The sequence below is a fragment of the Streptomyces sp. NPDC127129 genome (assembly GCF_042671585.1).
GTDB lineage: Bacteria > Actinomycetota > Actinomycetes > Streptomycetales > Streptomycetaceae > Streptomyces.
Genome location: NZ_JBHXTV010000013.1, coordinates 31,116 through 56,968, shown reverse-complemented (window position 1 = coordinate 56,968; position 25,853 = coordinate 31,116). Strand labels below are relative to the sequence as shown.

The 25,853-nt window shown below is 72.7% G+C and carries 21 protein-coding genes and 1 pseudogene; 7 read left to right on the top strand and 15 right to left on the bottom strand.

What is annotated here, in order from left to right; translation table 11 throughout:
- Nucleotide 1: 1 nt before the first annotated feature.
- The 9 genes from cysD to ACFVGW_RS24355 all read right to left on the bottom strand — a co-directional run bounded on the left by cysD (nt 2) and on the right by ACFVGW_RS24355 (nt 8,501).
- Nucleotides 2-940, bottom strand: a complete 939-nt coding sequence (cysD, locus tag ACFVGW_RS24395; protein ID WP_352190915.1) for a sulfate adenylyltransferase subunit CysD — start codon at nt 938-940, stop codon at nt 2-4.
- Nucleotides 937-1,521 (bottom strand): adenylyl-sulfate kinase, encoded by a 585-nt coding sequence (gene cysC, locus ACFVGW_RS24390; RefSeq protein ID WP_385853464.1) that lies wholly within the window; start codon nt 1,519-1,521, stop codon nt 937-939. The genes cysD and cysC overlap by 4 nt, the downstream gene beginning before the upstream one ends.
- On the bottom strand, nt 1,503-2,213 hold the full coding sequence (locus ACFVGW_RS24385; protein WP_385853463.1) for a phosphoadenylyl-sulfate reductase: 711 nt from the start codon (nt 2,211-2,213) through the stop codon (nt 1,503-1,505). The genes cysC and ACFVGW_RS24385 overlap by 19 nt, the downstream gene beginning before the upstream one ends.
- Nucleotides 2,210-2,389, bottom strand: a complete 180-nt coding sequence (locus tag ACFVGW_RS24380; RefSeq protein WP_352190912.1) for a hypothetical protein — start codon at nt 2,387-2,389, stop codon at nt 2,210-2,212. The genes ACFVGW_RS24385 and ACFVGW_RS24380 overlap by 4 nt, the downstream gene beginning before the upstream one ends.
- Nucleotides 2,386-4,083: a nitrite/sulfite reductase gene (locus ACFVGW_RS24375; protein ID WP_385853462.1), complete on the bottom strand. Its 1,698-nt coding sequence runs from the start codon at nt 4,081-4,083 to the stop codon at nt 2,386-2,388. The genes ACFVGW_RS24380 and ACFVGW_RS24375 overlap by 4 nt, the downstream gene beginning before the upstream one ends.
- Before the next feature lie 126 nt (nt 4,084-4,209).
- Nucleotides 4,210-4,293, bottom strand: coding sequence for a putative leader peptide (locus tag ACFVGW_RS24370; protein ID WP_352077884.1), 84 nt, complete (start codon nt 4,291-4,293; stop codon nt 4,210-4,212).
- Between the two features lie 205 nt (nt 4,294-4,498).
- Nucleotides 4,499-5,065 carry a GNAT family N-acetyltransferase gene (locus ACFVGW_RS24365; protein ID WP_383229658.1) on the bottom strand — a complete coding sequence of 189 codons (567 nt, stop codon included), beginning with the start codon at nt 5,063-5,065 and terminating at the stop codon, nt 4,499-4,501.
- 203 nt (nt 5,066-5,268) lie between these two features.
- A complete protein-coding gene (locus ACFVGW_RS24360; RefSeq protein ID WP_385853461.1) occupies nt 5,269-6,585 on the bottom strand; it encodes a GAF domain-containing protein in 1,317 nt (438 codons plus the stop codon).
- Between the two features lie 272 nt (nt 6,586-6,857).
- Nucleotides 6,858-8,501 carry an acyl-CoA dehydrogenase family protein gene (locus tag ACFVGW_RS24355; protein ID WP_385853460.1) on the bottom strand — a complete coding sequence of 548 codons (1,644 nt, stop codon included), beginning with the start codon at nt 8,499-8,501 and terminating at the stop codon, nt 6,858-6,860.
- 17 nt (nt 8,502-8,518) lie between these two features.
- Between ACFVGW_RS24355 and ACFVGW_RS24350 the strand changes: the two genes are divergently transcribed.
- A complete protein-coding gene (locus ACFVGW_RS24350) occupies nt 8,519-9,634 on the top strand; it encodes a YihY/virulence factor BrkB family protein (RefSeq protein ID WP_352190908.1) in 1,116 nt (371 codons plus the stop codon).
- 29 nt (nt 9,635-9,663) lie between these two features.
- Nucleotides 9,664-10,401 (top strand): helix-turn-helix domain-containing protein, encoded by a 738-nt coding sequence (locus ACFVGW_RS24345; RefSeq protein ID WP_385853459.1) that lies wholly within the window; start codon nt 9,664-9,666, stop codon nt 10,399-10,401.
- Here ACFVGW_RS24345 and ACFVGW_RS24340 read toward each other — a convergent pair.
- Entirely contained in the window at nt 10,338-10,736 is a 399-nt protein-coding gene (locus tag ACFVGW_RS24340) for a VOC family protein (RefSeq protein WP_385853458.1), read from the bottom strand. The two genes, ACFVGW_RS24345 and ACFVGW_RS24340, sit on opposite strands and share 64 nt — an antisense overlap.
- A 186-nt stretch (nt 10,737-10,922) precedes the next feature.
- On the opposite strand from ACFVGW_RS24340, the gene ACFVGW_RS24335 reads away from it, so the two are divergent.
- On the top strand, nt 10,923-12,038 hold the full coding sequence (locus ACFVGW_RS24335; RefSeq protein ID WP_385853457.1) for a molybdopterin-dependent oxidoreductase: 1,116 nt from the start codon (nt 10,923-10,925) through the stop codon (nt 12,036-12,038).
- Between the two features lie 28 nt (nt 12,039-12,066).
- On the opposite strand, the gene ACFVGW_RS24330 is transcribed toward ACFVGW_RS24335, so the two are convergent.
- The gene (locus ACFVGW_RS24330) at nt 12,067-13,278 is read right to left on the bottom strand and encodes a WD40 repeat domain-containing protein (RefSeq protein WP_385853576.1); all 1,212 of its coding nucleotides are present in this window, start codon (nt 13,276-13,278) and stop codon (nt 12,067-12,069) included.
- 143 nt (nt 13,279-13,421) lie between these two features.
- Nucleotides 13,422-15,857, bottom strand: a pseudogene (locus tag ACFVGW_RS24325) (hypothetical protein); the annotation flags it as partial.
- Nucleotides 15,858-16,316: 459 nt separating this feature from the next.
- On the opposite strand from ACFVGW_RS24325, the gene rsgA reads away from it, so the two are divergent.
- From rsgA to ACFVGW_RS24310, 3 genes are all read left to right on the top strand, one after another.
- Nucleotides 16,317-17,447, top strand: coding sequence for a ribosome small subunit-dependent GTPase A (gene rsgA / locus ACFVGW_RS24320; protein WP_385853456.1), 1,131 nt, complete (start codon nt 16,317-16,319; stop codon nt 17,445-17,447).
- Nucleotides 17,448-17,833: 386 nt separating this feature from the next.
- Nucleotides 17,834-19,222, top strand: coding sequence for an AlkA N-terminal domain-containing protein (locus tag ACFVGW_RS24315; RefSeq protein ID WP_385853575.1), 1,389 nt, complete (start codon nt 17,834-17,836; stop codon nt 19,220-19,222).
- 4 nt (nt 19,223-19,226) lie between these two features.
- Nucleotides 19,227-19,673, top strand: a complete 447-nt coding sequence (locus ACFVGW_RS24310; RefSeq protein WP_385853455.1) for a GNAT family N-acetyltransferase — start codon at nt 19,227-19,229, stop codon at nt 19,671-19,673.
- Here the strand turns inward: ACFVGW_RS24310 and ACFVGW_RS24305 are convergent.
- The 3 genes from ACFVGW_RS24305 to ACFVGW_RS24295 all read right to left on the bottom strand — a co-directional run bounded on the left by ACFVGW_RS24305 (nt 19,639) and on the right by ACFVGW_RS24295 (nt 21,750).
- Complete coding sequence (locus ACFVGW_RS24305) at nt 19,639-20,049, bottom strand: PPOX class F420-dependent oxidoreductase (protein ID WP_385853454.1); 411 nt, start codon at nt 20,047-20,049, stop codon at nt 19,639-19,641. The genes ACFVGW_RS24310 and ACFVGW_RS24305 overlap by 35 nt on opposite strands.
- Nucleotides 20,050-20,184: 135 nt before the next feature.
- Nucleotides 20,185-20,667, bottom strand: coding sequence for a DUF456 domain-containing protein (locus ACFVGW_RS24300; RefSeq protein ID WP_383228913.1), 483 nt, complete (start codon nt 20,665-20,667; stop codon nt 20,185-20,187).
- A 99-nt stretch (nt 20,668-20,766) separates the two neighbouring features.
- Nucleotides 20,767-21,750 (bottom strand): helix-turn-helix domain-containing protein, encoded by a 984-nt coding sequence (locus tag ACFVGW_RS24295; protein ID WP_385853453.1) that lies wholly within the window; start codon nt 21,748-21,750, stop codon nt 20,767-20,769.
- 233 nt (nt 21,751-21,983) lie between these two features.
- Here ACFVGW_RS24295 and ACFVGW_RS24290 point away from each other — a divergent pair, with 233 nt between their 5' ends.
- Nucleotides 21,984-25,745 (top strand): S8 family serine peptidase, encoded by a 3,762-nt coding sequence (locus ACFVGW_RS24290; protein ID WP_385853452.1) that lies wholly within the window; start codon nt 21,984-21,986, stop codon nt 25,743-25,745.
- Nucleotides 25,746-25,853 lie beyond the last annotated feature (108 nt).

The following is a 25,853-nucleotide window of genomic DNA, read 5'->3' as shown; positions in this document are numbered from 1 at the left end:
GCTAGAAGTACCCTTCGCGCTTGCGGTCTTCCATCGCGGCCTCGGACATCTTGTCGTCGGCGCGGGTCGCACCCCGCTCGGTGAGGCGGGAGGCGGCGATCTCGGCGATGACGGCCTCCAGCGTGGAGGCGTCGGAGTCGACGGCGCCCGTGCAGGACATGTCACCGACGGTGCGGTAGCGGATGAGCCGCTTCTCCACCGTCTCGGTGTCCTTGGGGCCGCCCCACTCGCCGGCCGTCAGCCACATGCCGTTGCGGGCGAAGACCTCGCGCTCGTGGGCGAAGTAGATCTCCGGCAGGTCGATGGACTCACGGGCGATGTACTGCCAGACGTCCAGCTCGGTCCAGTTGGAGAGCGGGAAGACGCGGACGTGCTCGCCGGGCGCGTGGCGGCCGTTGTAGAGCTGCCACAGCTCGGGACGCTGGCGCCGCGGGTCCCACTGCGAGAACTCGTCGCGCAGCGAGAACACCCGCTCCTTGGCGCGGGCCTTCTCCTCGTCGCGCCGACCGCCGCCGAAGACGGCGTCGAAACGGTGCTGCTGGATCGCCTCGGTCAGCGGCACCGTCTGGAGCGGGTTGCGCGTCCCGTCGGGTCGCTCGCGCAGCTTCCCGGCGTCGATGTACTCCTGGACGGAGGCGACGTGCAGGCGCAGCCCGTGCTGGGCCACGACCCGGTCGCGGTACTCGATGACCTCGGGGAAGTTGTGCCCCGTGTCGACGTGCAGCAGCGTGAAGGGGACCGGCGCCGGCGCGAACGCCTTGAGCGCCAGGTGCAGCATGACGATGGAGTCCTTGCCGCCGGAGAAGAGGATCACCGGCCGCTCGAACTCGCCCGCCACCTCGCGGAAGATGTGGACGGCCTCGGACTCGAGCGAGTCCAGGTGCGACAGCGCGAACGGGCTGTCGGTCTCCTCATGAACATGGGCAACGGTGGTGCTCACGTCAGGCCCCTCTCGGTGAGCAGCGCGTGGAGCTGCGCCGCGGACTCCTGCACGGTCTGGTTCTGGGACTCGATCCGCAGATCGGGGTCGGCCGGCTCGTCGTACGGGTCGTCGACCCCGGTCAGGCCGCTGAGCTCGCCCGCGGCCTGCTTGGCGTACAGCCCCTTCACATCGCGTACGGAGCACACGTCCACCGGAGTGGCGACGTGCACCTCGACGTACGGGGTGCCCTCGGACTCGTGGCGCTTGCGGACGGCCTCACGGCTGTCCGCGTACGGGGCGATGACCGGGACCAGGACCTTCACGCCGTTCGAGGCGAGCAGTTCGGCGACGAAGCCGATCCGCTGCACGTTGGTGTGCCGGTCCTCGCGGCCGAAGCCGAGACCCGCGGAGAGGAACTCGCGGATCTCGTCGCCGTCGAGCACCTCGACCCGGTGGCCCTCGCCGCGCAGCGTGGCGGCGAGCTCGTACGCGATGGTGGTCTTGCCGGCGCTGGGCAGGCCCGTGAGCCAGATGGTGGCACCGGTCACGTCGTTCTCCTGGGAACTCTCAAGTGTGGTCATCAGCCGTGCAGTCCGCATTCCGTCTTGCTCCGGCCGGCCCAGCGGCCGGCCCTGACGTCCTCGCCCTCCGCGACGCGCCGCGTGCAGGGCGCGCAGCCGACGGAGGCGTAGCCGTCCATGAGGAGCGGGTTGGTGAGGACGCCGTGCTGGGCGACGTAGGCGTCGACGTCGTCCTGCGTCCAGCGGGCGATGGGGGAGACCTTGACCTTCCGCCGCTTCTCGTCCCAGCCGACGACCGGGGTGTTCGCCCGGGTCGGGGACTCGTCGCGGCGCAGGCCGGTCGCCCACGCGCGGTACGCGGTCAGGCCCTCTTCGAGCGGCTTGACCTTGCGCAGCGCGCAGCACAGGTCGGGGTCGCGGTCGTGCAGCTTCGGGCCGTACTCGGCGTCCTGCTCGGCCACGGACTGACGCGGGGTCAGGGTGATGACGTTGACGTCCATCACCGCGTCGACCGCGTCACGGGTGCCGATGGTCTCGGGGAAGTGGTAGCCCGTGTCGAGGAAGACCACGTCGACCCCGGGCATGGCCCGCGAGGCGAGGTGGGCGACGACCGCGTCCTCCATGGAGGAGGTGACGCAGAACTGCTTGCCGAAGGTCTCCGCCGCCCACCGGAGGATCTCCAGCGCGGAGGCGTCCTCCAGGTCACGGCCGGCCCGCTCGGCGAGGGCCTTCAGGTCGGTGTCCTCGGTGATCGCCTGAGTGGTCGTCATATCGGTTCCCCTCCAGTGGAGTTGCTCGAAGTTCCAGGGGCGAGGAGCCCCAGGAACTTCAACTGGAAGGCTCGGCTGCACGCCCGGCATTCCCAGGCCCCGTGTCCCTGCTCGTGCGGGAACAGGTCCTCGTCGCCGCAGTACGGGCAGTAGAAGGGCGCGGCACGCTCGCTCATGAGAGCGCCTCCTCGGAGGCGCGGGCCGCCCAGGTGGCGAAGCGCTCGCCGTCCTCGCGCTGCTCCTGGAAGCGCGTGAGGACCCGCTCGACATAGTCCGGCAGCTCGGTCGAGGTGACCTTCAGGCCACGGACCTTGCGGCCGAACCCGGCCTCGAGGCCGAGGGCGCCGCCCAGGTGGACCTGGTAGCCCTCGACGCGGTTGCCCTCGTCGTCCAGGACCAGCTGGCCCTTGAGGCCGATGTCCGCGACCTGGATACGGGCGCAGGCGTTGGGGCAGCCGTTGATGTTGATCGTGATCGGCTCGTCGAACTCGGGGATACGGCGCTCAAGTTCGTCGATCAGGGAGGCGCCGCGCGCCTTGGTCTCGACGATCGCCAGCTTGCAGAACTCGATGCCCGTGCAGGCCATCGTCCCGCGCCGGAACGGCGAGGGGTTGACCCGCAGGTCCAGGGACTCGAGCGCGGAGACGATCGACTCGACCTGCGCCTCCTCGACGTCCAGGACGATCATCTTCTGCTCGGCGGTCGTACGGACCCGGCCCGAACCGTGCGCCTCGGCGATGTCCGCGATCTTGGTGAGCGTGGTGCCGTCGACGCGGCCGACGCGCGGGGCGAAGCCGACGTAGAAGCGGCCGTCCTTCTGCCGGTGGACGCCCACGTGGTCGCGCCACTGTCCGGCCGGCTGCTCGGGGGCGGGGCCGTCGGTCAGCTTGCGCTTCAGGTACTCGTCCTCCAGGACCTGGCGGAACTTCTCCGGGCCCCAGTCGGCGACGAGGAACTTCAGCCGGGCGCGGGTGCGCAGCCGGCGGTAGCCGTAGTCGCGGAAGATCGAGATGACGCCCTCGTAGACGTCCGGGACCTCGTCGAGGGAGACCCAGGTGCCCAGACGGACGCCCAGCTTGGGGTTGGTGGAGAGACCGCCGCCGACCCAGACGTCGAAGCCGGGGCCGTGCTCCGGGTGGTTCACGCCGACGAAGGCGATGTCGTTGATCTCGTGCGCCACGTCGAGCAGCGGCGAGCCGGAGACGGCCGACTTGAACTTGCGGGGCAGGTTGGAGAAGTCCTTGTTGCCCACGATCCGGCGGTAGATCTCGTCGATGGCGGGGGTGCCGTCGATGATCTCGTCCTCGGCGATGCCGGCGACCGGGGAACCGAGGATGACGCGCGGGGTGTCGCCGCACGCCTCGGTGGTCGACAGGCCGACGGCCTCCAGCCGGTTCCAGATCTCGGGGACGTCCTCGATCCGGATCCAGTGGTACTGCACGTTCTGCCGGTCGGTGATGTCGGCCGTGCCCCGCGCGAACTCCTGCGAGATCTCGCCCACGACCCGCAGCTGCTCGGTCGTCAGCCGGCCGCCGTCGATACGGACCCGGAGCATGAAGTACTCCGCGTCCAGCTCCTCCGGCTCCAGGACACCGGTCTTGGTGCCGTCGAGGCCCTCCTTGCGCTGGGTGTACAGACCCCACCAGCGCATGCGGCCCCGCAGGTCGTTGGGGTCGATCGAGTCGAATCCGCGCTTGGAGTAGATCGTCTCAATGCGTGTCCGCACGTTGAGACCGTCGTCGTCCTTCTTGAACTGCTCATTGCCGTTCAGCGGGGTGAAGTGCCCCACGGCCCACTGGCCCTCGCCGCGGTGACGGCTCACCTTGCGGCGGGGCGTGGCGGGTGCGGGGTTTTCCGGGGTGGCGGCCATGGCGATATGTCCTTCGGGACTGCGGGAGGGCGGCTCTGACCTGCACACTCGTACGTGGGTCAGGAGATGGCGCGACGGTGCGCAGCGGGGTCGGTCTGAAAGGTGCTCGGGGAGGTGCTGGTTCTCTCAGCGCGCCGAACACATGGCGCTGGACATGCGGCCGAGGTCGACGTGCCGCCGACTCACCAAGGCAATTCCAGTTCCAGACATGACGGAAGCGTGTCACGGCGCTTTGGACTCAGTCCAGCTTCGTCCGCAATGTGGACACGAGTGTCCCGCATCGCGAGACAGTGTGGTGTGGGTCACGCCCCGGGCCCTCCCGCGGGCCCGGGGCGCGTGCCGGGCACGTACCGGACGTGTGCCGGGCTACGTACCGAGGACGTCAGTGGCGGGTCAGTGGCGGGTCAGTGGCGGGTCAGTGCGCGCCGGGCCAGGGGCCGGGCGTCTCGGACTCCTCGACCTCCTCCACCTTGGTGTCGAAGAGCCGGAAGCCGCGACGCCGATAGTTGTCCATCGCGTGCGGTCCGTCCAGCGAGCACGTGTGCAGCCACACCCGCCGGGTCGCCTCCCGCTCCGGCCAGCGCTCGGCCAGGTCCCACGCACGCTGGACCCCGTACGAGAGCAGATGTCCGCCGATCCGGCGCCCCCGGAAGGCGGGGATCAGCCCGAAGTAGACGATCTCGACCACGCCGTCGTCCTGCGGGTCCAGCTCCACGTACCCGGCCGGCGTCCCCTTCTCGTACGCCACCCAGATCTCGGCCCCCGGCTTGTCGACGATCTCCTGCCACTGCTTGTACGTCAGCGAGAGCCGGTCGTTCCATCGGATGTCGCCGCCCACCGCCGTATAGAGGAAGCGGCTGTACTCGGGCGAGGGCACCTCGGCGCGCCGGATCGTGACGTCGTCCCCCTCCGGCGGGGTCGCGGCACGCAGATCGGCCGGCGAGGTCTGTTCGAGGGACCAGGTGGTGAGAGTGATGCGCATACGTCCATCGCATCATGCCCTCGCGCGCGGGCGCCCCCGGGGCGGGCTCGTTCCTTCCGGCGGCCGCCCCCGCGTCCGGCGCCGTGGGCGGGCTGTCCAGCATGTGGGCAGCCCGCTCACGAAACGGCCCTCGAGCCCGCCCACCCGTCCACGAGCCGGCCCAGGCGCCGGCCGTCGAGCCGGCCTGCTCCACAAGGCAGGTCCTAGGCCCGCCCCAGCCGGGCGGCGCGGATCGCCGGGGCCGTCGAGTGGGGGAGGAGGTCCGCCGGGTGGTCCGGGGCCAGGATCGCCACCTCCACCTCCTCGCTGAAGCGGTACGGGCGGTGGGCCAGCACGCTCGCCAGGTTCCGCCGGATCCGTGACATCTCCGCCCGTACCGTCACCGTCCTCGTCCGGTCCCCGAACACGTCCTCGGCCAGCTCCGCCGCCGTTCTCCCGTCGCGGTGCAGCGCCAGGACGTACAGCAGCTCGGCGTGGCGCGGGCTCAGCTCCTGCGACCAGCTCCCCGCCGCCCCCGACACCGCGACCGACCACCGGCGCGGCCGGCTCAGGTCGAGGACCACGCGGCTCGCCACCTCCCCGGCCGGAGCCGCGCCCGCCCGGTCCTCGTCCTCGACGCGCAGCAGCCAGCCCCCCGGCAGCGGCTCGACCGCGCACATTCCCAGCGACGGCAGCCACACCCGGCCGGCGCGGAAGGACTTGGGCAGCACGATCCGGTCCACCGGCGCCATCCCGGTCACCGCCGCCGTCCAGCCGTGCGCGTCCACCGCGACCGCCCGTCCGCCCACCCGGCACAGGATCGGCGCGGCCACCGAGCGCAGCCGCTCGATCGACCGCAGATGACGGTCGCGCATCTCCGCCTCCGCGAGCTGGGCGACCGAACCGACCAGCGCGAGCGTCGAGGGATGGAAGCTGGACGCGGGCCCGCTCACGTCCACGATCCCCAACAGCCGCTGGTCGCGCGGATCGTGGACCGGGGCCGCCGCGCACGTCCAGTTGTGCAGCGTGTGGACGTAGTGCTCGGCCGAGTGGACCTGGACGGCCCGCCGCATCGCGAGCGCCGTCCCCACCGCGTTCGTCCCGGTGGTGTTCTCGGTCCAGGCCGCGCCCTCCTCCAGACAGATGCCGTTGGCCTGCCGCATCACCGCGAGGTTGCCCTCGCGCCAGAGCACCCGGCCCTGCTCGTCCGTCACCACCATGATCTGCATCGAGGCCTCGGCGATCCCGGTGAGCATGGTGCTCAGCGTGCGCATCACCTCGCCGAGGACCGTCGTGCGCCGGCGCTCCTCCAGCTCGTCCCGCTGGAGCAGAATCGTGCTCGTGCCCTGGTCGGGGTCGAGACCGAGGCGGAACATCCGCTGCCAGGAAGCGTCGATGACCGGTCTGGGAGCGATCGGCGGCGTCCGGCCGGCCAGTGTCTCCTCCCGTACGCGGTGCAGCAGCCGGGTCGCCTGTGCGGCGTCCATGGCGGCCAGCCGCTTCATGTCGAGACGCGTGTTGTTCAGCCGAGTGTTCGTCATCGGTCTCTCCCAGCCACCACCCGCGGTGCTGTATCGGTTCTGCTGAGTTGCGCGGTGCTGCTGCCCATCGTGCCGTCCCGGACTGCCCCGCGAAGGGCGGTTCGGGTAATCCTGCAACCCTTTGCAACTCTGGAAGCAACCGCTCTCGTGCATGAGGGTGGTGCGAGCGGCGGGTGGTGCCGTGTCGGCGCAGCACCACCCACCGCTTTTCGCATGCCCGGCCCCCCTCGGCCCGCCGTGGGACGCGCCCCTCTGCCCGGCGACGTACCTGATCAGACCTCCGCGCGCGCCCGTTCCACCACCGAGGCCAGATCCAGCGTCGACGGCAGCGTCCCGAACGCCGCACCCCAGTCGCCGCCCAGCCGCGAGGCGCAGAAAGCGTCCGCCACCTCCGAAGGCGCCCACCGCACCAGCAGCGACCCCTGCAGGACGAGCGCCATCCGCTCCACCAGCCGCCGCGCCCGACCCTCGATCCCGTCCAGATCGGCCAGTTCGGTCAGCATCCCCTTGATCGCCCGGTCGAGCCGGTGATCCGCGCCCCGAGCCTTCCCGACCTCCGTCAGGAGGGCGTTCAGCGCCATCGGCTCCTGCCGCAGGACCCTCAGCACGTCCAGGGCCTGGACATTGCCCGAGCCCTCCCAGATCGAATTCACCGGAGACTCGCGCAGCAGCCGCGGCATTCCCGACTCCTCCACGTAGCCGTTGCCGCCCAGGCACTCCAGCGCCTCCGCCGCCACCGGGGTGCACCGCTTCGTCACCCAGTACTTGGCCACCGGCACCGCGATCCGCGCGAGCGCCCGCTCCGCCTCCGAGCCGGCGTCGTACGCCGCCGCCAGCCGCATGCCCAGGACCGTCGCCGCCTCCGACTCCAGCGCGAGATCGGCCAGCACATTGCGCATCAGCGGCTTGTCGATCAGCTCGCCCCCGAACGCGCGGCGGTACGCGGTGTGGTGCATGGCCTGGGCGACCGCCTGCCGCATCAGCGCCGCCGAGCCCAGCACACAGTCCAGCCGCGTCGCCGCCACCATCTCGATGATCGTGCGGACCCCGCGCCCCTCGTCCCCGACCCGGCGCGCCCACGTCGTCCCGTCGAACTCGACCTCGGCGGAGGCGTTGGACCGGTTGCCGAGCTTGTCCTTGAGCCGCTGGATCGCGAACGCGTTCCGTGTCCCGTCCGGCAGCACCCGCGGTACCAGGAAACAGGTGAGCCCCCCGGGCGCCTGAGCCAGCACCAGGAAGCCGTCCGACATCGGCGCCGAACAGAACCACTTGTGCCCCGTCAGCACGTACGCGTCCCCGTCCGCCCCCGGGAGCGCCCGCGCCCGGGTCGTGTTCGCCCGGAGGTCACTGCCGCCCTGCTTCTCCGTCATCCCCATCCCGAGAAGCGCCCCGCCCTTCTCCTCCGGCGGCCGCAGCTCCTGCTCGTACAGGCGCGAGGTCAGCAACGGCTCCCACACCGCGGCCAGCGCAGGATCCGCACGCAGCGCGGGCACCGCGGCATGCGTCATCGACAGCGGGCAGCCGTGCCCCGCCTCGATCTGCGTCGTCAGGACGAAGGCGGCCGCCCGCCGCACATGGCCCGCCGGGCGGCCCCACGCGCCCGTCAGCCCGGCGCCCACGGCCCGGCCCAGGAGCCGGTGCCAGGCCGGATGGAACACGACCTCGTCGACCCGGTTCCCGTACCGGTCGTGCGTCCGCAGCCGCGGCGGGTGCTCGTTCGCCAGCGCGCCCCACTCCGCCGCCTGGGCCGATCCGGCGGCGCGGCCGAAGTCCGCCAGTTCGTCCCGTGCGTCCGCGAAGACCTCCGGCGGCACATGCCGCTCCACGGCCTCCGCGAGTGCCCGGTCCGCGGTGAACACGTCGTATCCGACCAGGGGCGGAGGCTGGTTGGTCACGGTGTGGGTGGTGGGTGCCATGCCGATACGGTAAGGAGGTGCAGGCAGCAAACGAAACACCCGAGCGGCGGCCCGGGAACAGACTCCACCGGGCGCGCGTCCTCTACCGCAACGTATCCAAGCGGAAGATGGTCTGGCTGCTCCTGAAGGACACCGTCAACTCGTGCATCGAGTACCGCATCCTCGGTCTGGCCGCCGAAGCCGCCTTCTTCACGCTGCTGTCCCTCCCCCCGCTGCTGCTGGGCATGATCGCGCTCCTCGGCTACGCCGACGACTGGACCAACACCGACACGGTCGCCAGCATCGAGGAGAACATCCTCAACGCCGCCCGGACGGTCCTCTCCGACCGTGGTGTACGCGAGATCGCCAAACCGCTGCTGGACGACGTCACCCAGGGCACCCGCCCCGAGCTCGTCTCGCTCGGCTTCGCCATCGCCCTGTGGTCCGGCTCGCGCGCCGTCAACGTCTTCATCGACACCATCACCGTGATGTACGGACTCGACGGCCATCGAGGCATCGTGAAGACCCGGCTCCTCGCCTTCCTGCTCTACATCGTGGCCCTGCTCATCGGCGCGGTCGTGCTGCCGCTCGCCGTGGTGGGACCCGACCGGGTGGTGGAGCTGATCCCCTGGGGCACGGAAGTCGTCTCCGTCCTGTACTGGCCGGTCGTCATCCTGCTCTCCGTCGCCTTCCTCACCACGCTCTACCACGTCTCCGTGCCCGTCAGATCGCCGTGGATCGAGGACATCCCGGGCGCGCTCGTGGCCCTCGGGATGTGGGTGCTCGGCAGCTTCCTGCTCCGGATCTACCTCACCAGCCAGGTCGAGGGCCCGACCATCTACGGCTCCCTCGCCGCGCCCATCGCCGTCCTGCTCTGGATCGGCATCTCGGCCTTCGCCGTGCTCGTCGGCGCGGCGGTCAACGCGGCGATCGACCGGGTCTGGCCCTCGGTCGCCACCGCCGCCGCCCGCGAGGCCAGCGACCGCGCCCGCGCCGCCCAGGCCGCCGACCTGGTCGCCCGGCTGCGCGCGGAGGCGGAGGAGGTGGACGAGGACGACCCGGACATGCCGTCGGAGTTCCCCGAACGCTGGTCCCGCTTCCTGCCCCCGGACGACGTCAAGTCACGACTCCACTCCGGCTGGGAGAAGGACTAGCGGGCCAGGGCCCGTCTACGCTCGGAAGGATGTACGAGGAACGCCCGGCGTGCCTGGACGGCGCGGTCGTCTGGACCCTGACGCCACGGCCCGTGGACGAGGGCCCGGTACCGGTGCTGCCCGACGGGTGCATGGACCTGCTGTGGTGCGACGGCCGGCTGCTCGTCGCCGGCCCCGACACCGCCGCACACCTCCCCGAGGCCGGCCCCGGCCCGTACGCCGGGATCCGGTTCGCCCCGGGCGATGCGCCCACACTGCTCGGCGTCCCGGCGAGCGCCCTGCGCGACCGCCGGGTCGAGCTGGGCGACCTGTGGGGCGAGGCACGCGCCCGGCGGCTCTGCGAGCGGATCTCCGCCGCACCCGACCCCGCCGCCGCCCTGGAGGGCCTCGCCGTCCGCCGCGCCGCCGACGCCCCGGACCCCGACCCCCTGATCCGCGCCGTCGTACGCCGACTCGCCGCCGGGCGGCCCGTCGCGGAGACCGCCGACGCCGTGGGGATCGGCGCGCGCCGGCTCCACCGGCGGTCCCTGGACGCGTTCGGCTACGGCCCCAAGACCCTGGCCCGGATCCTCCGGCTCCAACGCGCCCTCGCCCTGGTCAGGGCCGGGGTTCCGTTCGCCGACGCGGCGCTCGGCGCGGGCTGCGCCGACCAGGCCCACCTGGCACGCGAGACCAGGGCGCTGGCCGGAACGACCCTGACCGCCTACGCGTCGGCCTGGGCGAAGAGGGAGACCCCGCAGCCGTCCGGATCGAGCACCACGGCGTAACGCTGCCCCCACACGGCGTCCCACGGCTTCAGATGCCCGCGGTACCCGGCGGCGACGAGCGACTCGTACGTGGCGTCCACCTCCCCGGGCGAGTCGCAGAGGAACGCGAGCCCCATCCGGTCGCCGCCCTCGGGACGGGTCCAGCCGGGATCGAAGGAGGCGATGACCTCCTCCGTGTCCCACGCGATGCGCATTCCCCCGGGCAGGGCGGCCTCCACGTGCGGCGCGGTGTCGGCGTCGGCCGGGATGTCGAGGCCGAGCCGCCGGTAGAAGGCGAGCGAGGCGGCCATGTCGGAGACGACGAGGCCGATGACGTCCAGTCGTGGTGTGTTCATGGGGCGAGGCTAGGCGGGTGGAGGAGGCGGGGTCTTGCACGAATCGGACGCCGCCGCGGGACCGACGGGCCCGGACGACGGCGCCCGTCGGGTGACCCCGCCGTGCCCGACGTACGCTGAGAGCGGGACCGCGCCCCACCGGGACCGCGCCCCACCGGGACCGCGCCCCACGGAGGTGTCGGCGCCATGACCGCATCGGCCGTTCCCCGAGGTCCGCGCGCGACCGCCTGGGCCCCCGAGACGGTGACCACCGAGCCGTACAACGCCCAGACGCCGATGGCCGCGCTGGCCGGTCCGGTGACGCCCGCCGACGCACTCTTCGTACGGGACCACTTCGGCGTCCCGCCCACGGAGACCGCCCACTGGCGACTCCGCGTCGACGGCGCCGTGACCGCGCCGATCACCCTCGACTACGAGGAGCTCATCGCCCTCGGCCGCCCCGGCCGACGCGAGTTCGACGTCGTCCTGGAGTGCGCGGGCAACGGACGCGCCCTGATGAACCCACGCCCGCCGGGGCTGCCGTGGGGGCGAGGGGCCGTCGGCTGCGCCCGGTTCGCGGGCGTGCCGTTCCACCGGGTCGCCGAGCGGGCCGGCCTCGACCCGGCGACCGTCGAGTTCGTCTTCGCGGGAGCCGACACCGGCACCGTCCACGGGCACCGCACGACCTTCGAGCGCGCCCTCCCGCTCGCCGAGGCGCTCCACCCCGACACCCTCCTCGCCACGCACCTGAACGGCGAACCGCTCACGCCCGGGCACGGCGCCCCCGTCCGACTCGTCGTCCCCGGCCGGTACGCGGTCGCCGACGTGAAGTGGCTGGTCGGCGCGCGAGCCGTGACCGAACCCTTCACCGGCGTCTTCCAGACCGAGGAGTACGTCTACATCGCCTCGGACGGCACCCCCGACGGACCCGTCACGGCCATCCGCGTCAAGTCGCTGATCACCGCTCCCGAACCGGACGAGGACCTGCGCCGCGGCACGCAGACCGTCGTACGCGGCAGGGCCTGGTCGGGCGCCGGACGCTCCGTGGGCCGGGTCGAGGTCCGGGCCGAGGACGAGGACGGCGCCGGCCCGGGGGAGGGAGTCCCGGACGCCGAGTGGCACGACGCCGAACTCGAGCCGCCCACCGGGCCGTACGCCTGGACGGGCTGGTCGTACCGGTGGACACCGCGCCGCCCCGGCCGGTACCGGCTGCTGGCCCGCGCGACGGACTCCCACGGCGCCACCCAGCCCGACCGCCCCCCGTGGAACGCCCAGGGCTACGGCTGCAACCCGGTGTCCACGGTCGAGGTGGTCGTGGTCTGACTGATCTGAGGCCTCAGGCCCGCGGGTGTCATGCGCCGCAGGGCGGGTCGTAGGGCAGGGCGGGCGAGACGAACTCCTTCCAGACGTCGGCGGTCATGGCGGAGCGCGTCGAGGCGCACAGTGACGCCTTGGCCGCGGCCGGATCGGTCTGCCAGAGCCGTACGGTGCCGTCCTGGCCGGCGGTCACCAGCACTCCACCGCGCGGGCTGAAGCGCAGGGCGCGTACCGCGTAGGTGTGCCCCGTGAGGGGTAGGCCGTACGCGGTGGCGCGCGCCGGATCCGAGGTGTTCCAGAGCCGGACCTGGCCGATGCCGTTGCCGCTCGCCAGAGTGGCGCCGTCCGGGGAGAAGCCGACGCTCCACCCTGCGCCGCCGGTGAGCAGCGGATCGCCGACGGCCTTCGGGGCGGCCGGCCGTGACACGTCCCAGAGCCTGACCCGGCTGTCCGCACCCGCCGTCGCGACCAGCGCGGAGCGCGGATGGACGTCGAGCGACATGACCGTCTGCGCGCCGAGCGGCCGGCCGACCAGTTCGGGGCCGGTTCCCTCGCCCGTGCGCCAGACCCGTACATCGCCGTACGGCTCCGACGCGTAGACGCGGCCCGACCGCGCGGCGAGGCCCTTGCTCGCCAACTGCTCCCGGTCCAGCTCCCCGCCACCGAGCGCGGCGGGGCGGGCCGGCTCGGCCACGTTCCACGCGCGCAGGCCACCCGTCGAGCCGCCGTCGAGGCTCATCGACGCCGCGAACAACGTCTTCCCGCCGGCGTCGAAGGCCAGAGCGGACACCGGTTTCGTCTGCCCCGGCAGCGCTGTGCCGATCTCCGCCGGACGGGCGGGCGCCGACAGGTCCCACAGGCGGACATCGCCGCTCGAATCCCCGGTGGCCAGCAGCGGTGAGCCACCCGGCACGGTCGAGAAGGCCAACGTGTTCACCCCTCCCCGGAACCGGACGAGCCCACCGATGTAGACCAGGCGCGTCGGGTCGGAGAGATCGAACAGGGAGACGTACAGACTCGACGCCGCCGCGAGCAGCTTCCCGTCGCCGCTCAGCGCCACGGCGTCGGCCGGTTGCCCGCCGCCCAGCACGGCCAGACCTGGGGGCAGTCGCCACAGACGCACCTTGCCGTCCCCGCCGCCGCTCACGAGCGTGCGGCCGGTGGTGTCGAAGGCGAGATGGGCGACGACCGTCGTGTGGGCGTGCAGGGTCGGGAGGATCGTCCTGGCCAGTGTGGGGGTTCCCATGTTCCAGATGTGGATGTTGCCCGAGGTCTCCCCGGTGGCGAGCATGTGACCGCGCGGGCTGAACGCGAGCGAGCCGACCGGCGAGTTGAGGACAGGCTGCCGCTCAGCCTCGGCCGCCGCGGGTCGGACACGTCCCAGATCCGCACCCTTCCGTCACCGCCCGCCGTGACGAGAACCGGAGCGACGGGACTGAACACCGCCTTGTTGACGATGACCGAGTGCTCGCCGAGCTCCCCGCCGAGCGCCGTGGGGCGCGCCGGATCCGACACGTCCCACAACCGTACGAGCAGTCTGCGATCGCCGCCGGGGCGGCCGGTGCCACCGGTGACGGCCAGGGTGCGGCCGTCATGACTGAAGGCGACGGACATGACGGACTGCTTCTGGACGGACACCACCGTGCTCACCGTCCGTGGTCGTCTCGGGTCGCTGACGTCGAGCAGATGCACAGCGCCGCTCGTCGAGCTGCCGGCCATGACGGAGGTGACGACGGCCAGGGTTCGGGCGTCGGGGCTGAACTGCAGGCTCGCCACCAGGCCCCGAGCAAGATCGGGAAGACGCGACAGCGTCACCGGACGACCGGGCGCGGACACGTCCAGGAGCTGGACGGAGCCGTCCCCGCCGCCCCGCGCGAGCAGGTCACCCTTCGCGTTGTACGCGAGCGCCGACGCGAGGATTCCCTTGCCCGCGCCGGGTTCGTCGGCCAGGGGCAGGGGGCGGGCGGCGTCCTGGATGTCCCAGAACCGCAAGGACCCGCCGCCGGTGGCCAGTCGTCCCGCCGTCGGGTCGAACGCCACCGGTGGGACCGTGCCGAAGTCGCCCGGAAGGGTGGCGGGCAGCACCGAGGTCGCCGCCGTCGTCAGACGCGTGTTCAGCCGGTCCGTCGGTCGCATTCCGTGGGCGACCAGGTCGAGTTGCGCGGCCAGCGCGCCGTCGGTCTCCCGTTGGCGGTCGGCCTCGGCGCTGACCCGGTCGAAGATCGCGTTGTCACGCTCCCGCACCGCATCCCCGCTCTGGTCGAACGCGTACGCGGCCAGCCCCGAGGCCAGCACCGCCAGCGCGGCGACCACGGCCACCGCACCGACCCGGAACCTGCGGCCCCGGCGCTCCTGCCGCCCGGAGACGGCGAGGAACTCCGTGATCAGCGGCGTGAGGTCCTCCGGGGGCGCGTCCGCGGCCCAGTCGCGGGCCAGCTCCAGTTTCGCGCCCCCGTACAGCACCGACGTGTCCCGGCGACCCCCGCGCTCCCAGGCCACGGCGGCCTCCTGCACCCCCTGCCGCACCGCTTGACCGCTCCTGCCCGACCCGATCCAGTCGCGGCGCAGCCGCGGCCACGCCGAGAGCAGCGCCTCGTGCGTGACCTCGACGGTGACGGTTCCGTCCTGCCGGTCGACGCCCTGGGTGAGCAGACGGGCGCGGGTGAACCGCTCCGCGATGTCCGGGACCGCCTCCGGGTCCGCGGCGGCGAGCAGCAGATCGGCCCGGGTCCGGCGGCGGCGGGTCACCTCGACGTCGTCGCCGATCCTGACGAGATCCAGGAACATCGACCGCGCGGCGCGCTGCGCGCCGGGGCTCAGCTTCCCGAACTCCTCCTCGGCGGTGGCCGCCACGGCGCCGTCGATGCCGCCGGTGTCGCGGTAGCTGTCCACCGTGAGCGTGTCGCCCCTGCGTTCCAGCCAGGTGGCCCGCAGCGCGTGCGCGAGGAGGGGCAGCCGGCCCGCCTCGTACGCGCCCTCGTCCCGCGGTGTCGTACCGCGCAGATCGCGCAGGACGGTGTCCACGAACTCGGGCGTGACGGTCAGCCGGTCGCGCTCGGCGGGGCTGGTCACGGCCCGGCGGACCTCGTCCTCGCTCATGGGCCCGACGATGACCTGGCGCTCCAGCAGGGCCTCGCGCAGGTGGGGGAAGGCGCTGCACGCCCCGTAGAAGTCCGCGCGCACGCCGTAGACGGTGAGGGCCACGGGCGGCTCGTCGCCGGACGGGGTGCCCGAGGCGGTGAGGTCGGCGAGCACGTCGAGGAACCGGCGGCGGGCCGTCGCGTCCCGGCAGAGGGTGAACACCTCCTCCAGCTGGTCGACGACGAGCACGACCCGGCGGTCGGGGCTCAGGTCGAACCGCTCGCGTACGAGGGAGGCGAGGCGCCCGGAACCGGCCTCCATCGCCTCGGCGACCAGGGCCGGTTCCACCCCTGTGAGCCTGGCCAGACCCGAGGCGAGCGCCGCGAGCGGCTCGGCCGTGGGGGTCAGCAGCAGCTGCGGCCAGTGCCGCGACCCCGGCAGCCGGCCCTGGGCGAGCCCCGGCAGCAACCCGGCCCGGAGCAGCGAGGACTTGCCCGCGCCGGAGGGCGCGACGACGGCCAGCGGGCGGTGGTCGGCCACGCTCAGCTCGAGCCGTTCCATGACCCGGTGGACCAGGGTCTCGCGGCCGAAGAAGCGCTCGGCCTCGTCGGTGTCGAAGGAGCGGAGGCCGGGGTACGGACAGTCGTCGCCCTGGGAGGGCGTCGTCGTCCTCGACGTCCGCCGGCCGCCGGAGTGGTAGTGCTCGTGGTGATGCTCGTTCACGGCGCCGTGGACGACGACCATGTCCCGGGCGGCCTGGTACAGCGCACCGCGCTCGTTGGCCCATTCGTACAGCTCGTCCGCGAAGCCCCGCGTGAACGTGTCCCGTGACGCGTCATGCGGTTCCTGATGGGGAGTCATGTAGACCGAGTGTGCAGCAACAACGGCTGGTGGGAAGCGAGTTGCTTGTGAATCCCTGGTGTGCACGGGGCGCGAGGGCGCGGACGGGGCCGTGCTCGGAAAAACAGGTGGCGAGCGTCATTGGGCCGTGGTTACGATCCTCGTGTTCTTCGGCGGCCGACTGACGGCCGTCGGTGTCAGTCGAGTGTGTTCTCTTCAGGAGGTGTGACCGATGGCTGCTGTCACGTCGGGCGCTGCCCGCTTCGCGTACGACCTCCACGTCACCTCCGTGGCCGCCGGCTGACTCCTCCTTTCTTCCGCGCCGTTCGGCGCGTGCCGGGGCCACCCCTCGAAGGGTTCCCCTTGTCTTTCTCTTCTCTTGTCCGTTCCTCCTCCTCTTCTCTCTCGCACCCTCTCGCCCCGTACGGCTGGGACGAGGGCTGGGAAGCCGCGTTCGCCCCGTACGCCGAGCAGGGGCTCCTGCCCGGGCGGGTACTCCGGGTCGACCGCGGTCAGTGCGACCTCATCACCCCGATCGGCACCGTGCGGGCCGACACCGAGTTCGTCGTGCCGCGCGACCCGCTGAAGGTCGTCTGCACGGGTGACTGGGCGGCCGTCGACGCGGACGGCGACCCCCGTTACGTACGGACGCTCCTGCCGCGCCGCACGGCGTTCGCGCGGTCCACGTCGTCCAAGCGGTCCGAGGGCCAGATCCTCGCGGCCAACGTCGATCACGCGATCATCACGGTCTCGCTCGCCGTCGAGCTGGACCTCGGCCGCGTCGAGCGCTTCCTCGCCCTGGCGTGGGAGTCGGGCGCCCAGCCGCTCGTGGTCCTCAGCAAGGCGGATCTCGTACCCGACCCGGTCGGGCTCTCGTACCTCGTCGAGGACGTGGAGAGCGTGGCGCCGGGCGTGCAGGTGATTCCCATCAGCTCGGCGACCGGTGAGGGGCTCGACGTGCTGCGCGCGCTGGTGGCGGGCGGGACGAGCGTGCTGCTCGGGGCCTCCGGCGCCGGGAAGTCCACGCTCGCCAACACGCTCCTCGGCGAGGACGTGATGACCGTCCAAGCAGCCCGTGACGTGGACGGCAAGGGCCGCCACACCACGACCACCCGCAACCTGCTCGTGCTGCCCGGGGGCGGTGTGCTCATCGACACCCCCGGTCTGCGCGGAGTCGGGCTCTGGGACGCCGAGACCGGCGTCGGCCAGGTCTTCTCGGAGATCGAGGCCCTGGCCGAGGCGTGCCGGTTCCACGACTGCGCCCACGAGGCGGAGCCGGGCTGCGCCGTGACGGGGGCGGTGGACGACGGCACCCTGTCCGTGCGCCGCCTGGAGAGCTACCGCAAGCTCCTGCGCGAGAACCAGCGCATCGTCGCCAAGACGGACGCCCGCGTGCGCGCCGAGATGCTCAAGGACTGGAAGCGCAAGGGCGCGGAGGGCCGCGCGGCCATGGAGGCAAAGCGCGGCGCCGGCCACCGGCACGAGGGCCGGTAGCCAGCCCGAGGCGGCGGTGCCCCGGCCCGGCCTACCGGCCGGGCCGGGCGGCCAGCGGGCCCGGCCCGCGCCCGGCCCCACCCGCCCGGCCCCACCGGGCGGCCAGCGGGCCGGCAGCGGCCCGGCCCCCACGGACCCGCTGCCCGACGGCCTCGGGCCCGGCTCCCGGTCCCCTCGCTGCGACGGGCGGCCCGCAGGCCGGCGGCCTGACGGGTCGGGTGCCCTGCTGGGCCCGTGCCCTGCTGGGCCCGTGGCCCGCGGCCCAGCAGCCCACGCTTGGGGTGGCGGGCCTCGACGCCCCGAGTGTGGTGTCCGAAAACCGCCAGGCCGGGGCGTCGCGTTCACGCACACTGGGAGGCGTGAGGCATCAGGAAACCGGTACCGCCGTGGCCGAGGACACACGGTACGAGGCGGTCAGCAGCCGGGACGCGCGGTTCGACGGGGCGTTCTTCTTCGCCGTCGAGACCACCGGCATCTACTGCCGGCCCAGCTGTCCCGCCGTCACCCCCAAGCGGAAGAACGTCACGTTCTTCCCCACCGCCGCCGCCGCGCAGGGCCACGGCTTCCGTGCCTGCCGGCGCTGCCGGCCGGACGCCGTGCCCGGTTCCGCCGAGTGGAACGTCCGCGCCGACGTCGTCGGACGCGCCATGCGGCTCATCGGAGACGGCGTCGTCGACCGCGAAGGCGTCCCCGGCCTCGCCGGACGCCTCGGCTACAGCCCCCGCCAGGTGCAGCGCCAGCTCACCGCCGAACTCGGCGCGGGCCCCGTCGCCCTCGCCCGCGCCCAGCGCGCCCACACCGCCCGTCTGCTCCTGCAGACCACCGGGCTGCCCGTCACCGAGATCGCCTTCGCGTCCGGCTTCGCCAGCGTGCGCCAGTTCAACGACACGATCCGCCGCATCTACGCCCGTACCCCCACCGAGCTGCGCGCCGAGTCCGGTACCGGCGCCGGACCCCGTACCGCGCTCGCCGCCGGAGTGCCGCTGCGGCTCGCCCACCGGGGCCCGTACGCCGCCCGCGAGGTGTTCGACCTGCTCGCCGCCGAGGCCCTCCCCGGCGTCGAGGAGGTGCTCGGCGACCCCGGCGCCCGCACCTACCGCCGTACGCTCCGCCTCCCGTACGGCACCGGCATCGTCTCCGTCGACGAGCGCTCCACCGGGCCCTGGCTGGAGGCCCGGATCCACCTCTCCGACCTCCGCGACCTGACCACCGCCGTCCAGCGGCTGCGCCGCCTCCTCGACCTGGACGCCGACCCCTACGCCGTCGCGGAGCGCCTCGGCGCCGACCCGGTGCTCGCCGAGCGGGTCGCCGCCCGCCCCGGACTGCGGTCGCCGGGCGCGGCCGACCCGGACGAGTTCGCGCTCCGGACCGTCGTCGGCCCCGACGAGGCGGCGCGGCTGGTGCCGGCCCTGGGCACCCCCCTGGAGAACGCCTGCGGCGCCCTCACGCACCTCTTCCCCGAGCCCGCCGCGCTCACCGGCCACCCCCAGGCCGGCCCGCTGGCCACAGCGCTCGCCACCGGGGCCGTACGCCTCGATCCGGGCGCCGACCGCGACGAGTCCGAGCGCGCTCTGCGCACCGTCGCCGGGGTGAGCCCCACCCACGCGGCCGTGATCCGTGAGCGGGCCCTCGGCGACCCCGACGTGGACCCGGACGCGGACCCCGACGCGTACCCCGACGCGGACCCCGACGCCCGGTCCGGCTCCGACGCCTGGCGGCCCTGGCGCTCGTACGCACACCGGTACCGGAGGCTCGCACCCCTGCCGTCACAATGAACCCATGATCGAAACAGACCTGCTCGGACCCGACGACCGCGACGCCTGGGAGCGTCTCTTCCGCTCCTACATCGACTTCTACGGTCGCACCGAGCCCGACGCCCTGTACGAGCGCGCCTGGCAGGCCTTCCGGGACGGCACGCGGGTGCACGCCCGCGTCGCCCGCCTCGACGGGCGTCTCGTCGGCTTCACCCACTTCTTCGTCCACCCCAGCACCTCCGGGCCGGACGTCTGCTACCTCCAGGACCTGTTCACCGACCCCGACGCGCGCGGCCACGGCGTGGCGCGCGCCCTGATCGCGGCGGTGACCGAGTGGGCGAAGGAGCAGGGCTGCGACCGGGTCTACTGGAACACCCAGGCGTCCAACACCACCGCACGGCGGCTCTACGACAAGGTCGCCCGCGACACCGGATTCATCAAGTACCAGATCGATCTTCCGAAGGGTCCGTGACCTCCGGAAGGCCCCAGCTGTGGATCCGGCGCGGGTGGATCCGGATGACCTCCTCGCTGAAGTGCGGGCCGAGCTCGTGCGGCCCCACCCGCAGCTCCGCCACGCCCCGGATCTCCACCCCGCGCACCCGCCACGGCCGGACGCTCGCGAGATCGTCGACGACCAGCGCCACCTTGGCGTTGGCGCGGAGGTTGCGCCACTTCTTCGTGCGGCCCATCGCGAGTCCGCCGATCAGGACCGTGCCGTCCTCCTGGGGGAAGAAGCCGACCGGATTGGCCTGCGGCTGACCCGTGGGGTCGACCGTGGCCATGCGGCCGAGGCGCTGCGTGCGGAGGTAGGCGAGCTCGGCGACGCTGAATCCCTCGAAATCCCTCATGAGGCCAGCATCGCTCCCGGCTTCCGGTCGGTGCATCGGCGATCCGGCCGACCGCGTACGGACCTGTGGACCTAGGTCCACGGCCCCAGCCCCGGATCACCGTGCCGGCCTCAGCCCCGGATCACCGCGCCGGCCTCAGCCCCAGATCACCGCGCCGGCCCACGCGCCGACGATCAGCAGACAGGCGAACATCTCCACGAGGATGCTCGTCCCGGCCGCCCGCATGACGGTCCTCGTGGACGCCCTGGCCTGGCCGTGCCCGCCCAGGCGGAGCCGTTCGCAGAGGTAGATCCCGCCGATGAAACCGGGGACGGCGCCGATCACGGGGATCAGGAAGAAGCCGAGGAACGCGCCGACCCCGGCGTACGTCACCATCCGCCGGGTGATGCCGACGCCCCGGATCCGGCGCTGCGGCAGGAGCCACACCACCACCTGGGTGAGCAGGAGCAGCGCGGTCGAGGCGACGAGCAGGATCCAGGCGAGGCCGCTCTGCTCGTGCAGCGCCCACCAGAGCATGGCCGCCCACACCAGCCACGGCCCCGGCACGCCGGGAGCCAGTACCCCGAACAGGCCGAGCAGCATCACCATCGCGACGAGCAACAGCTGCCACACACCCATCTGCCCAGCGTGCAGGACCCATGATCTCCGCGCAGGTCGCAGGGTACGTACGGGGGTCACGGCAGCCGCCCCGCACCGCCCGCGTCCCCGCCGCGCGACCTATCTGCGGGCCACCCACCCCTTCTCGTACGCGTGCCAGCCCAGCTGGAGCCGGGTCGTCACGCCCGACAGCTCCATCAGGCCCTTCACCCGGCGCTGCACCGTCCGCAGGCCCAGGTCCAGCTGCTTGGCCACGCTCGCGTCCGTCATGCCGGCCAGGAGCAGCGAGAGGATCTCCAGGTCCGTCACGTCGGGGCCCTGCACCTCCGCCTCCGTGATCTGCGCGCCCGCCCCGAGCCGCAGCGGCAGCGCGTCGCGCCAGACCGCCTCGAAGAGGCCCATCAGCGACTCCAGGAGCCCGCTCGCGTGCACCACGAGCGCCGCGGGCTCCGCCCCCCGGCCCGTCAGCGGGACCATCGCCAGCGCGCGGTCCGCGACCACCAGCTTGGTGGGGACCCGGTCGACCACCCGGATCTGCTCCTCACGGCCGAGCGCGGCCGACAGCTCGACGATCCCCGACGGCAGGCTCAGCACCTCCCGCTCGATGACGACCCGGTAGGAGACGCCCCGCCCCGCGGCCAGCTCCTCCGCGTCGTTCTCCATCCCGGAGACCGCGATGGGCTTGCCCGTCACCAGCGCGCACACCTCGTCGGTCGCGCCCAGCTGGAGCTGGAGGAAGCGGTGGGTGACGGCGCTCGCGCCGGTCACCACCTCCACCAGGTCGTGGACGGCCGGCTCCGCCGCCTCCGCCCGGTACTCCTCCGCGAGGAGTGCCGCCGCCAGCTCCGCCTGCTCCAGCTCGTGCCGCTGCTGCGTCAGCAGCGCGCCCAGGGCCACCCCCGGCGGGGCCGCGACCCACCGCCCGGTCCGTGCCGAGGACTGTGCGGCCAGGCCCTGCGACTCCAGGCGCCGCAGCGCCCTCTCGGTGTCCGTCTCGGGCAGGGCGAGCCGGTGCGCCAGGTCCGCGACCTCCGCAGCTCCCAGCGCGACGAGCGCGCGGTACGCCGACTCCTGCCGTTCGTCGAGACCTATCGCTCCCAGCATCGCTGCCCCACCCCTCGCCCGGACGTCCTGGGACGTCCCGGACATTCCCCGGGCGTTCACCGGACGCATTCGTTCCGTTGGTGCTCTGGCGGAAATCGGCCACGACGTATTCCCGCCGCGCACATCATCCCTGCACCACCCTCACCTCTGCCAATGTGGCGTCACCGCAGCACCAACAGCCTCCGGGCCCACGGCTTTTGCCTGCCTTGGTCCGGATTCAGATGGGGAGAGCGATGCGCCCGATTTCGCGTACGGCCCTGGGGGCGGCGACCGCCGCCGTCCTGGCCGTCACCGCGGTCGCGCCGTCCACGGCAGCCGCGCCGCAGGACGACACGACCGGCAATCGACCGCTGGTCGGCAGCGAGGCCCAGGCCCGCGCCGGGGAGCGGGCCGCCACCGTCACGCTGGTCACGGGCGACCGGGTGGTCGTCACCCGTGACGCGGCCGGCAACCCGGCCGCCGCCGCGCTGCCCCGCGAGGACGGGACGGTGCCCTTCGTCCAGACGCGCCGCTCCGGCCCGGACCTGTACGTCTACCCGGAGGGCGCCACCGCCGCCCTCGCCGCGGGCCGCGTCGACGAGGAGCTCTTCAACGTCACCGGTCTGATCCGGCAGGGGTACGACGACGCCGGCACCGCGTCGCTCCCCCTGATCGCGGTCTACGGCTCCGACCTCGCCCGCTCCGTCCCGGCCGCCCCGCGCGGAGCCCGGCGCGGCCAGGTCCTCAAGGCTGTCGACGGCGTCGCGCTCAAGGCCGACAAGAAGCAGGCCTCCGCCTTCTGGGCGGACGTGAACACCCCCGCCGCCCGGTCCGCCTCCGGACTGAAGAAGCTCTGGCTGGACCGTAAGGTTCAGGCCACGCTGGAGCGTTCGACGAAGCAGGTCCACGCGCCCGAGGCCTGGGCCGCCGGCTTCGACGGCAAGGGGACCAAGGTCGCCGTCCTCGACACCGGCGCCGACGTCGAGCACCCCGACCTCAAGGGCCGGGTCGTCGCCTCGGAGAACTTCACCGACTCCGACACCGCCGACGACCGCCAGGGCCACGGCACCCACACCATCTCCACCGTCGGCGGCTCCGGCGCGGCGAGCGGCGGCGCGAAGAAGGGCGTCGCACCGGGCGCGGACCTCCTCAACGGCAAGGTCCTGAACGACTCCGGCTCCGGCGCCACGTCCTGGATCATCGCCGGCATGGAGTGGGCCGTCGCCCAGGGCGCCGACGTCGTCTCGATGAGTCTGGGCAACCCCGCCGAGACCGACTGCACCGACCCCATGAGCATCGCCGCCGAGGAACTCGCCCAGAACCAGGGCACGCTGTTCGTCGTCGCCGCCGGGAACACCGGACCCTCGCTCAACACGGTCTCCTCGCCGGGCTGCGCGCCCAGCGTCCTCACCGTCGGCGCCACCGACCGCGACGACTCCACGGCCTCCTTCTCCAGCCGCGGCCCGACGACACTGAGCCACACCCTCAAGCCGGAGATCGCCGCCCCGGGCGTCGGCATATCCGCCGCGGCGGCCGGCGGCCGGGGCGTGTACGCCTACCAGGCCATGTCCGGTACGTCGATGGCGACCCCGCACGTCGCGGGCGCCGCCGCCATCGTCAAACAGCGCCACCCCGACTGGACCGCCCAGCAGATCAAGGCCGCGCTCGTCTCCTCCGCCCACAGCGCCGTCCCCGGCGACGTCCGTGAGACCGGCGCAGGCCGGCTCGACGTCAAGGCCGCCATCGACCAGACGGTCCTCGGCGCCGACGCCGTCCAGGGCGGCACCTTCAACTGGCCCCAGGACAACAGCGACCGGTCCTCGGTCTCCGTCCCGTACACGAACACCTCCGCCAAGGCCGTCACCCTGACGCTCGCCGTCGACAAGGTCACCGGCAACGACGGCTCGCGCGTACGGTCCTCCGTCGCCCGGCTCGCCACACGCACCCTCACCGTCCCGGCAGGCGCCACCGTCCAGGTCCCGCTCCACCTGGACCCCACCGCCCACCTGGAGCGCGCCCAGTACGGCGACGTCACCGGCCGGGTCCTCGCCACCGGCCCCGACGGCCTCCACGTCTCCACACCCTTCTCCCTCTACGTCCAGCCCGAGACCGTCACCCTGCGCGTCAAGCTGATCGACCGTCAGGGCGAGCCCGCCGCCGGCGCCTCGTCCCTCGACCTCATCGGCACCGACACCGCGAGCGGCGAGCGCCGCTTCAACGAGGGCGCCGCCGACCAGGTCTTCCAGGTCCGTCCCGGCAGCTACTTCCTCACCTCCTTCATCACCACCCCCGACGCGGGCGAGGGCGCCACGCTGAACGACTCGCTCAGCTACCTGGCCCGCCCGCAGATCGAGGTCAAGAAGGACACCACCGTCGTCCTCGACGCGCGCAAGGCCCACAGGCTCTCGGTGAAGACCGACAAGCCCGGTGAACAGCGCGGCACCACCCTGGCGTTCGCCCGCTCCTGGGACGACACCTGGATGCACTCCGGCTCGGCCGCCGGTGTGCGCTCGATCCGCGGCTACTACGCCTCGGTCGAAGGCCGCGCCGACGAGGGCGACTTCGAGTTCGGCAGTTACTGGCGCACCGTCGCCCCGCAGATCTCCGAACTGAAGACGGGCGACGGCACCGTTCTGCACCCGGTCACCGGTTCCCTGGGCTCCGACAACCTCGACGGCACCGGCTCCGCGCGGCTCGTCGACGCGGGCACCGGAACCCCGGAGGAGCTGAAGGCGGCCGGCGTCCGGGGTCGCGTGGCCCTGGTCCGCTTCCCCGACACCTCCACCAACGCGAGCACGGTCGCCCGGAACGCCAAGGCCGAGGGGGCCGTCGCGGTCCTCGCGTACCGCACCTCGACCGCCCGCTGGTACCCGACCGCCGGCTTCACCGGAGCGGGGTTCCCGGTCCTCGCCGTCGGCTCCGCAGAGGCCGCCGCCCTGCTCGGGAAGGTCTCCGCCGGCGAGGTCACCCTCTCCTGGAAGGCCACGGCGAAGAGTCCGTACCTCTACAACCTCGCCTTCCCCGAGACGGGTTCGATCCGCGACGACAGGACCTACCGGGTCCGCGACGGTCAACTGGGCCGCACCGAGTCCACCTACGGCTCGATGGGCGTGGCCACCGACTTCATCGACAACGCGGCCGCCTACCGCCCCAACGGCACGGCCGTCTACTTCGGCGCCATCGAGCCGGTCCCGGCCCCCGGCACCCGGACGGAGTACTACACGCCCGGGGACACCCAGTGGGACCAGATGCTCTCCTCCAGCTTCCCCTTCGGAGAGTTCATGATCGGGGCCAAGCGCGCCTACAAGGCGGGGGAGAAGCGCACCGAGCGCTGGTACGACGGCGTCGTCGCGCCGACCGCGCCACAGGACACGTCCGGTGAGCCGGTCCTCGTCGCCGAGCGCCAGGGCGACCTGATCGGCTTCGCCGACTCCCTGTGGGGCGACGGCACGCACTACTCCCAGCCCGGGTCCTTCGGCGACATCGGCAACCTCCGGTTGAGCAGGGACGGGGAGCTGCTCGGAGAGACCGGATGGCCGTTCGGGGTCTTCGAAGTCCCGTCCGAGCGCGGTGCGTACACGCTCGAACAGAACACCATGAAGATCGGCAGCAAGGTCTGGAACCGCTCCACATCCGTCAACTCGGTGTGGGAATTCACTTCCCAGGCCGACGAGAGCGTCTACTCTCAAGGCATCCCGATTCTCTTCCCCCGGTACACCCTTCCGGAGGACGGACTCAAGACCCTCGCCGCGACCGACGGCCAGAAGATCGGCCTCACCGCGACGGGTCACGCGGGCTACCAGTCCGCCGCACTCACCTCGGCCAGGCTCTCGTACTCCTACGACGGAGGCACGACCTGGACGGAGGCGCAGGTCTCGAAGCAGGGCGGTGCCTGGACCGCGACCGTGAACCACGCGGGCGCGGCCGGGAAGCCGGTCACCCTGAAGACCGAACTGACGGATGCCAACGGCAACTCCGTCACCCAGACCGTGGTCCGCGCTTACGACGTGCGCTGATCACGCCGGTCCGCCGGGCGTCCTTCCCGTGGGGGGTGGGGTCGCCCGGCGGACCCCTTTTTCCTCATGTGCCGTTTTCCGGCGGCCTGTGCGGTGGACAATATGGGC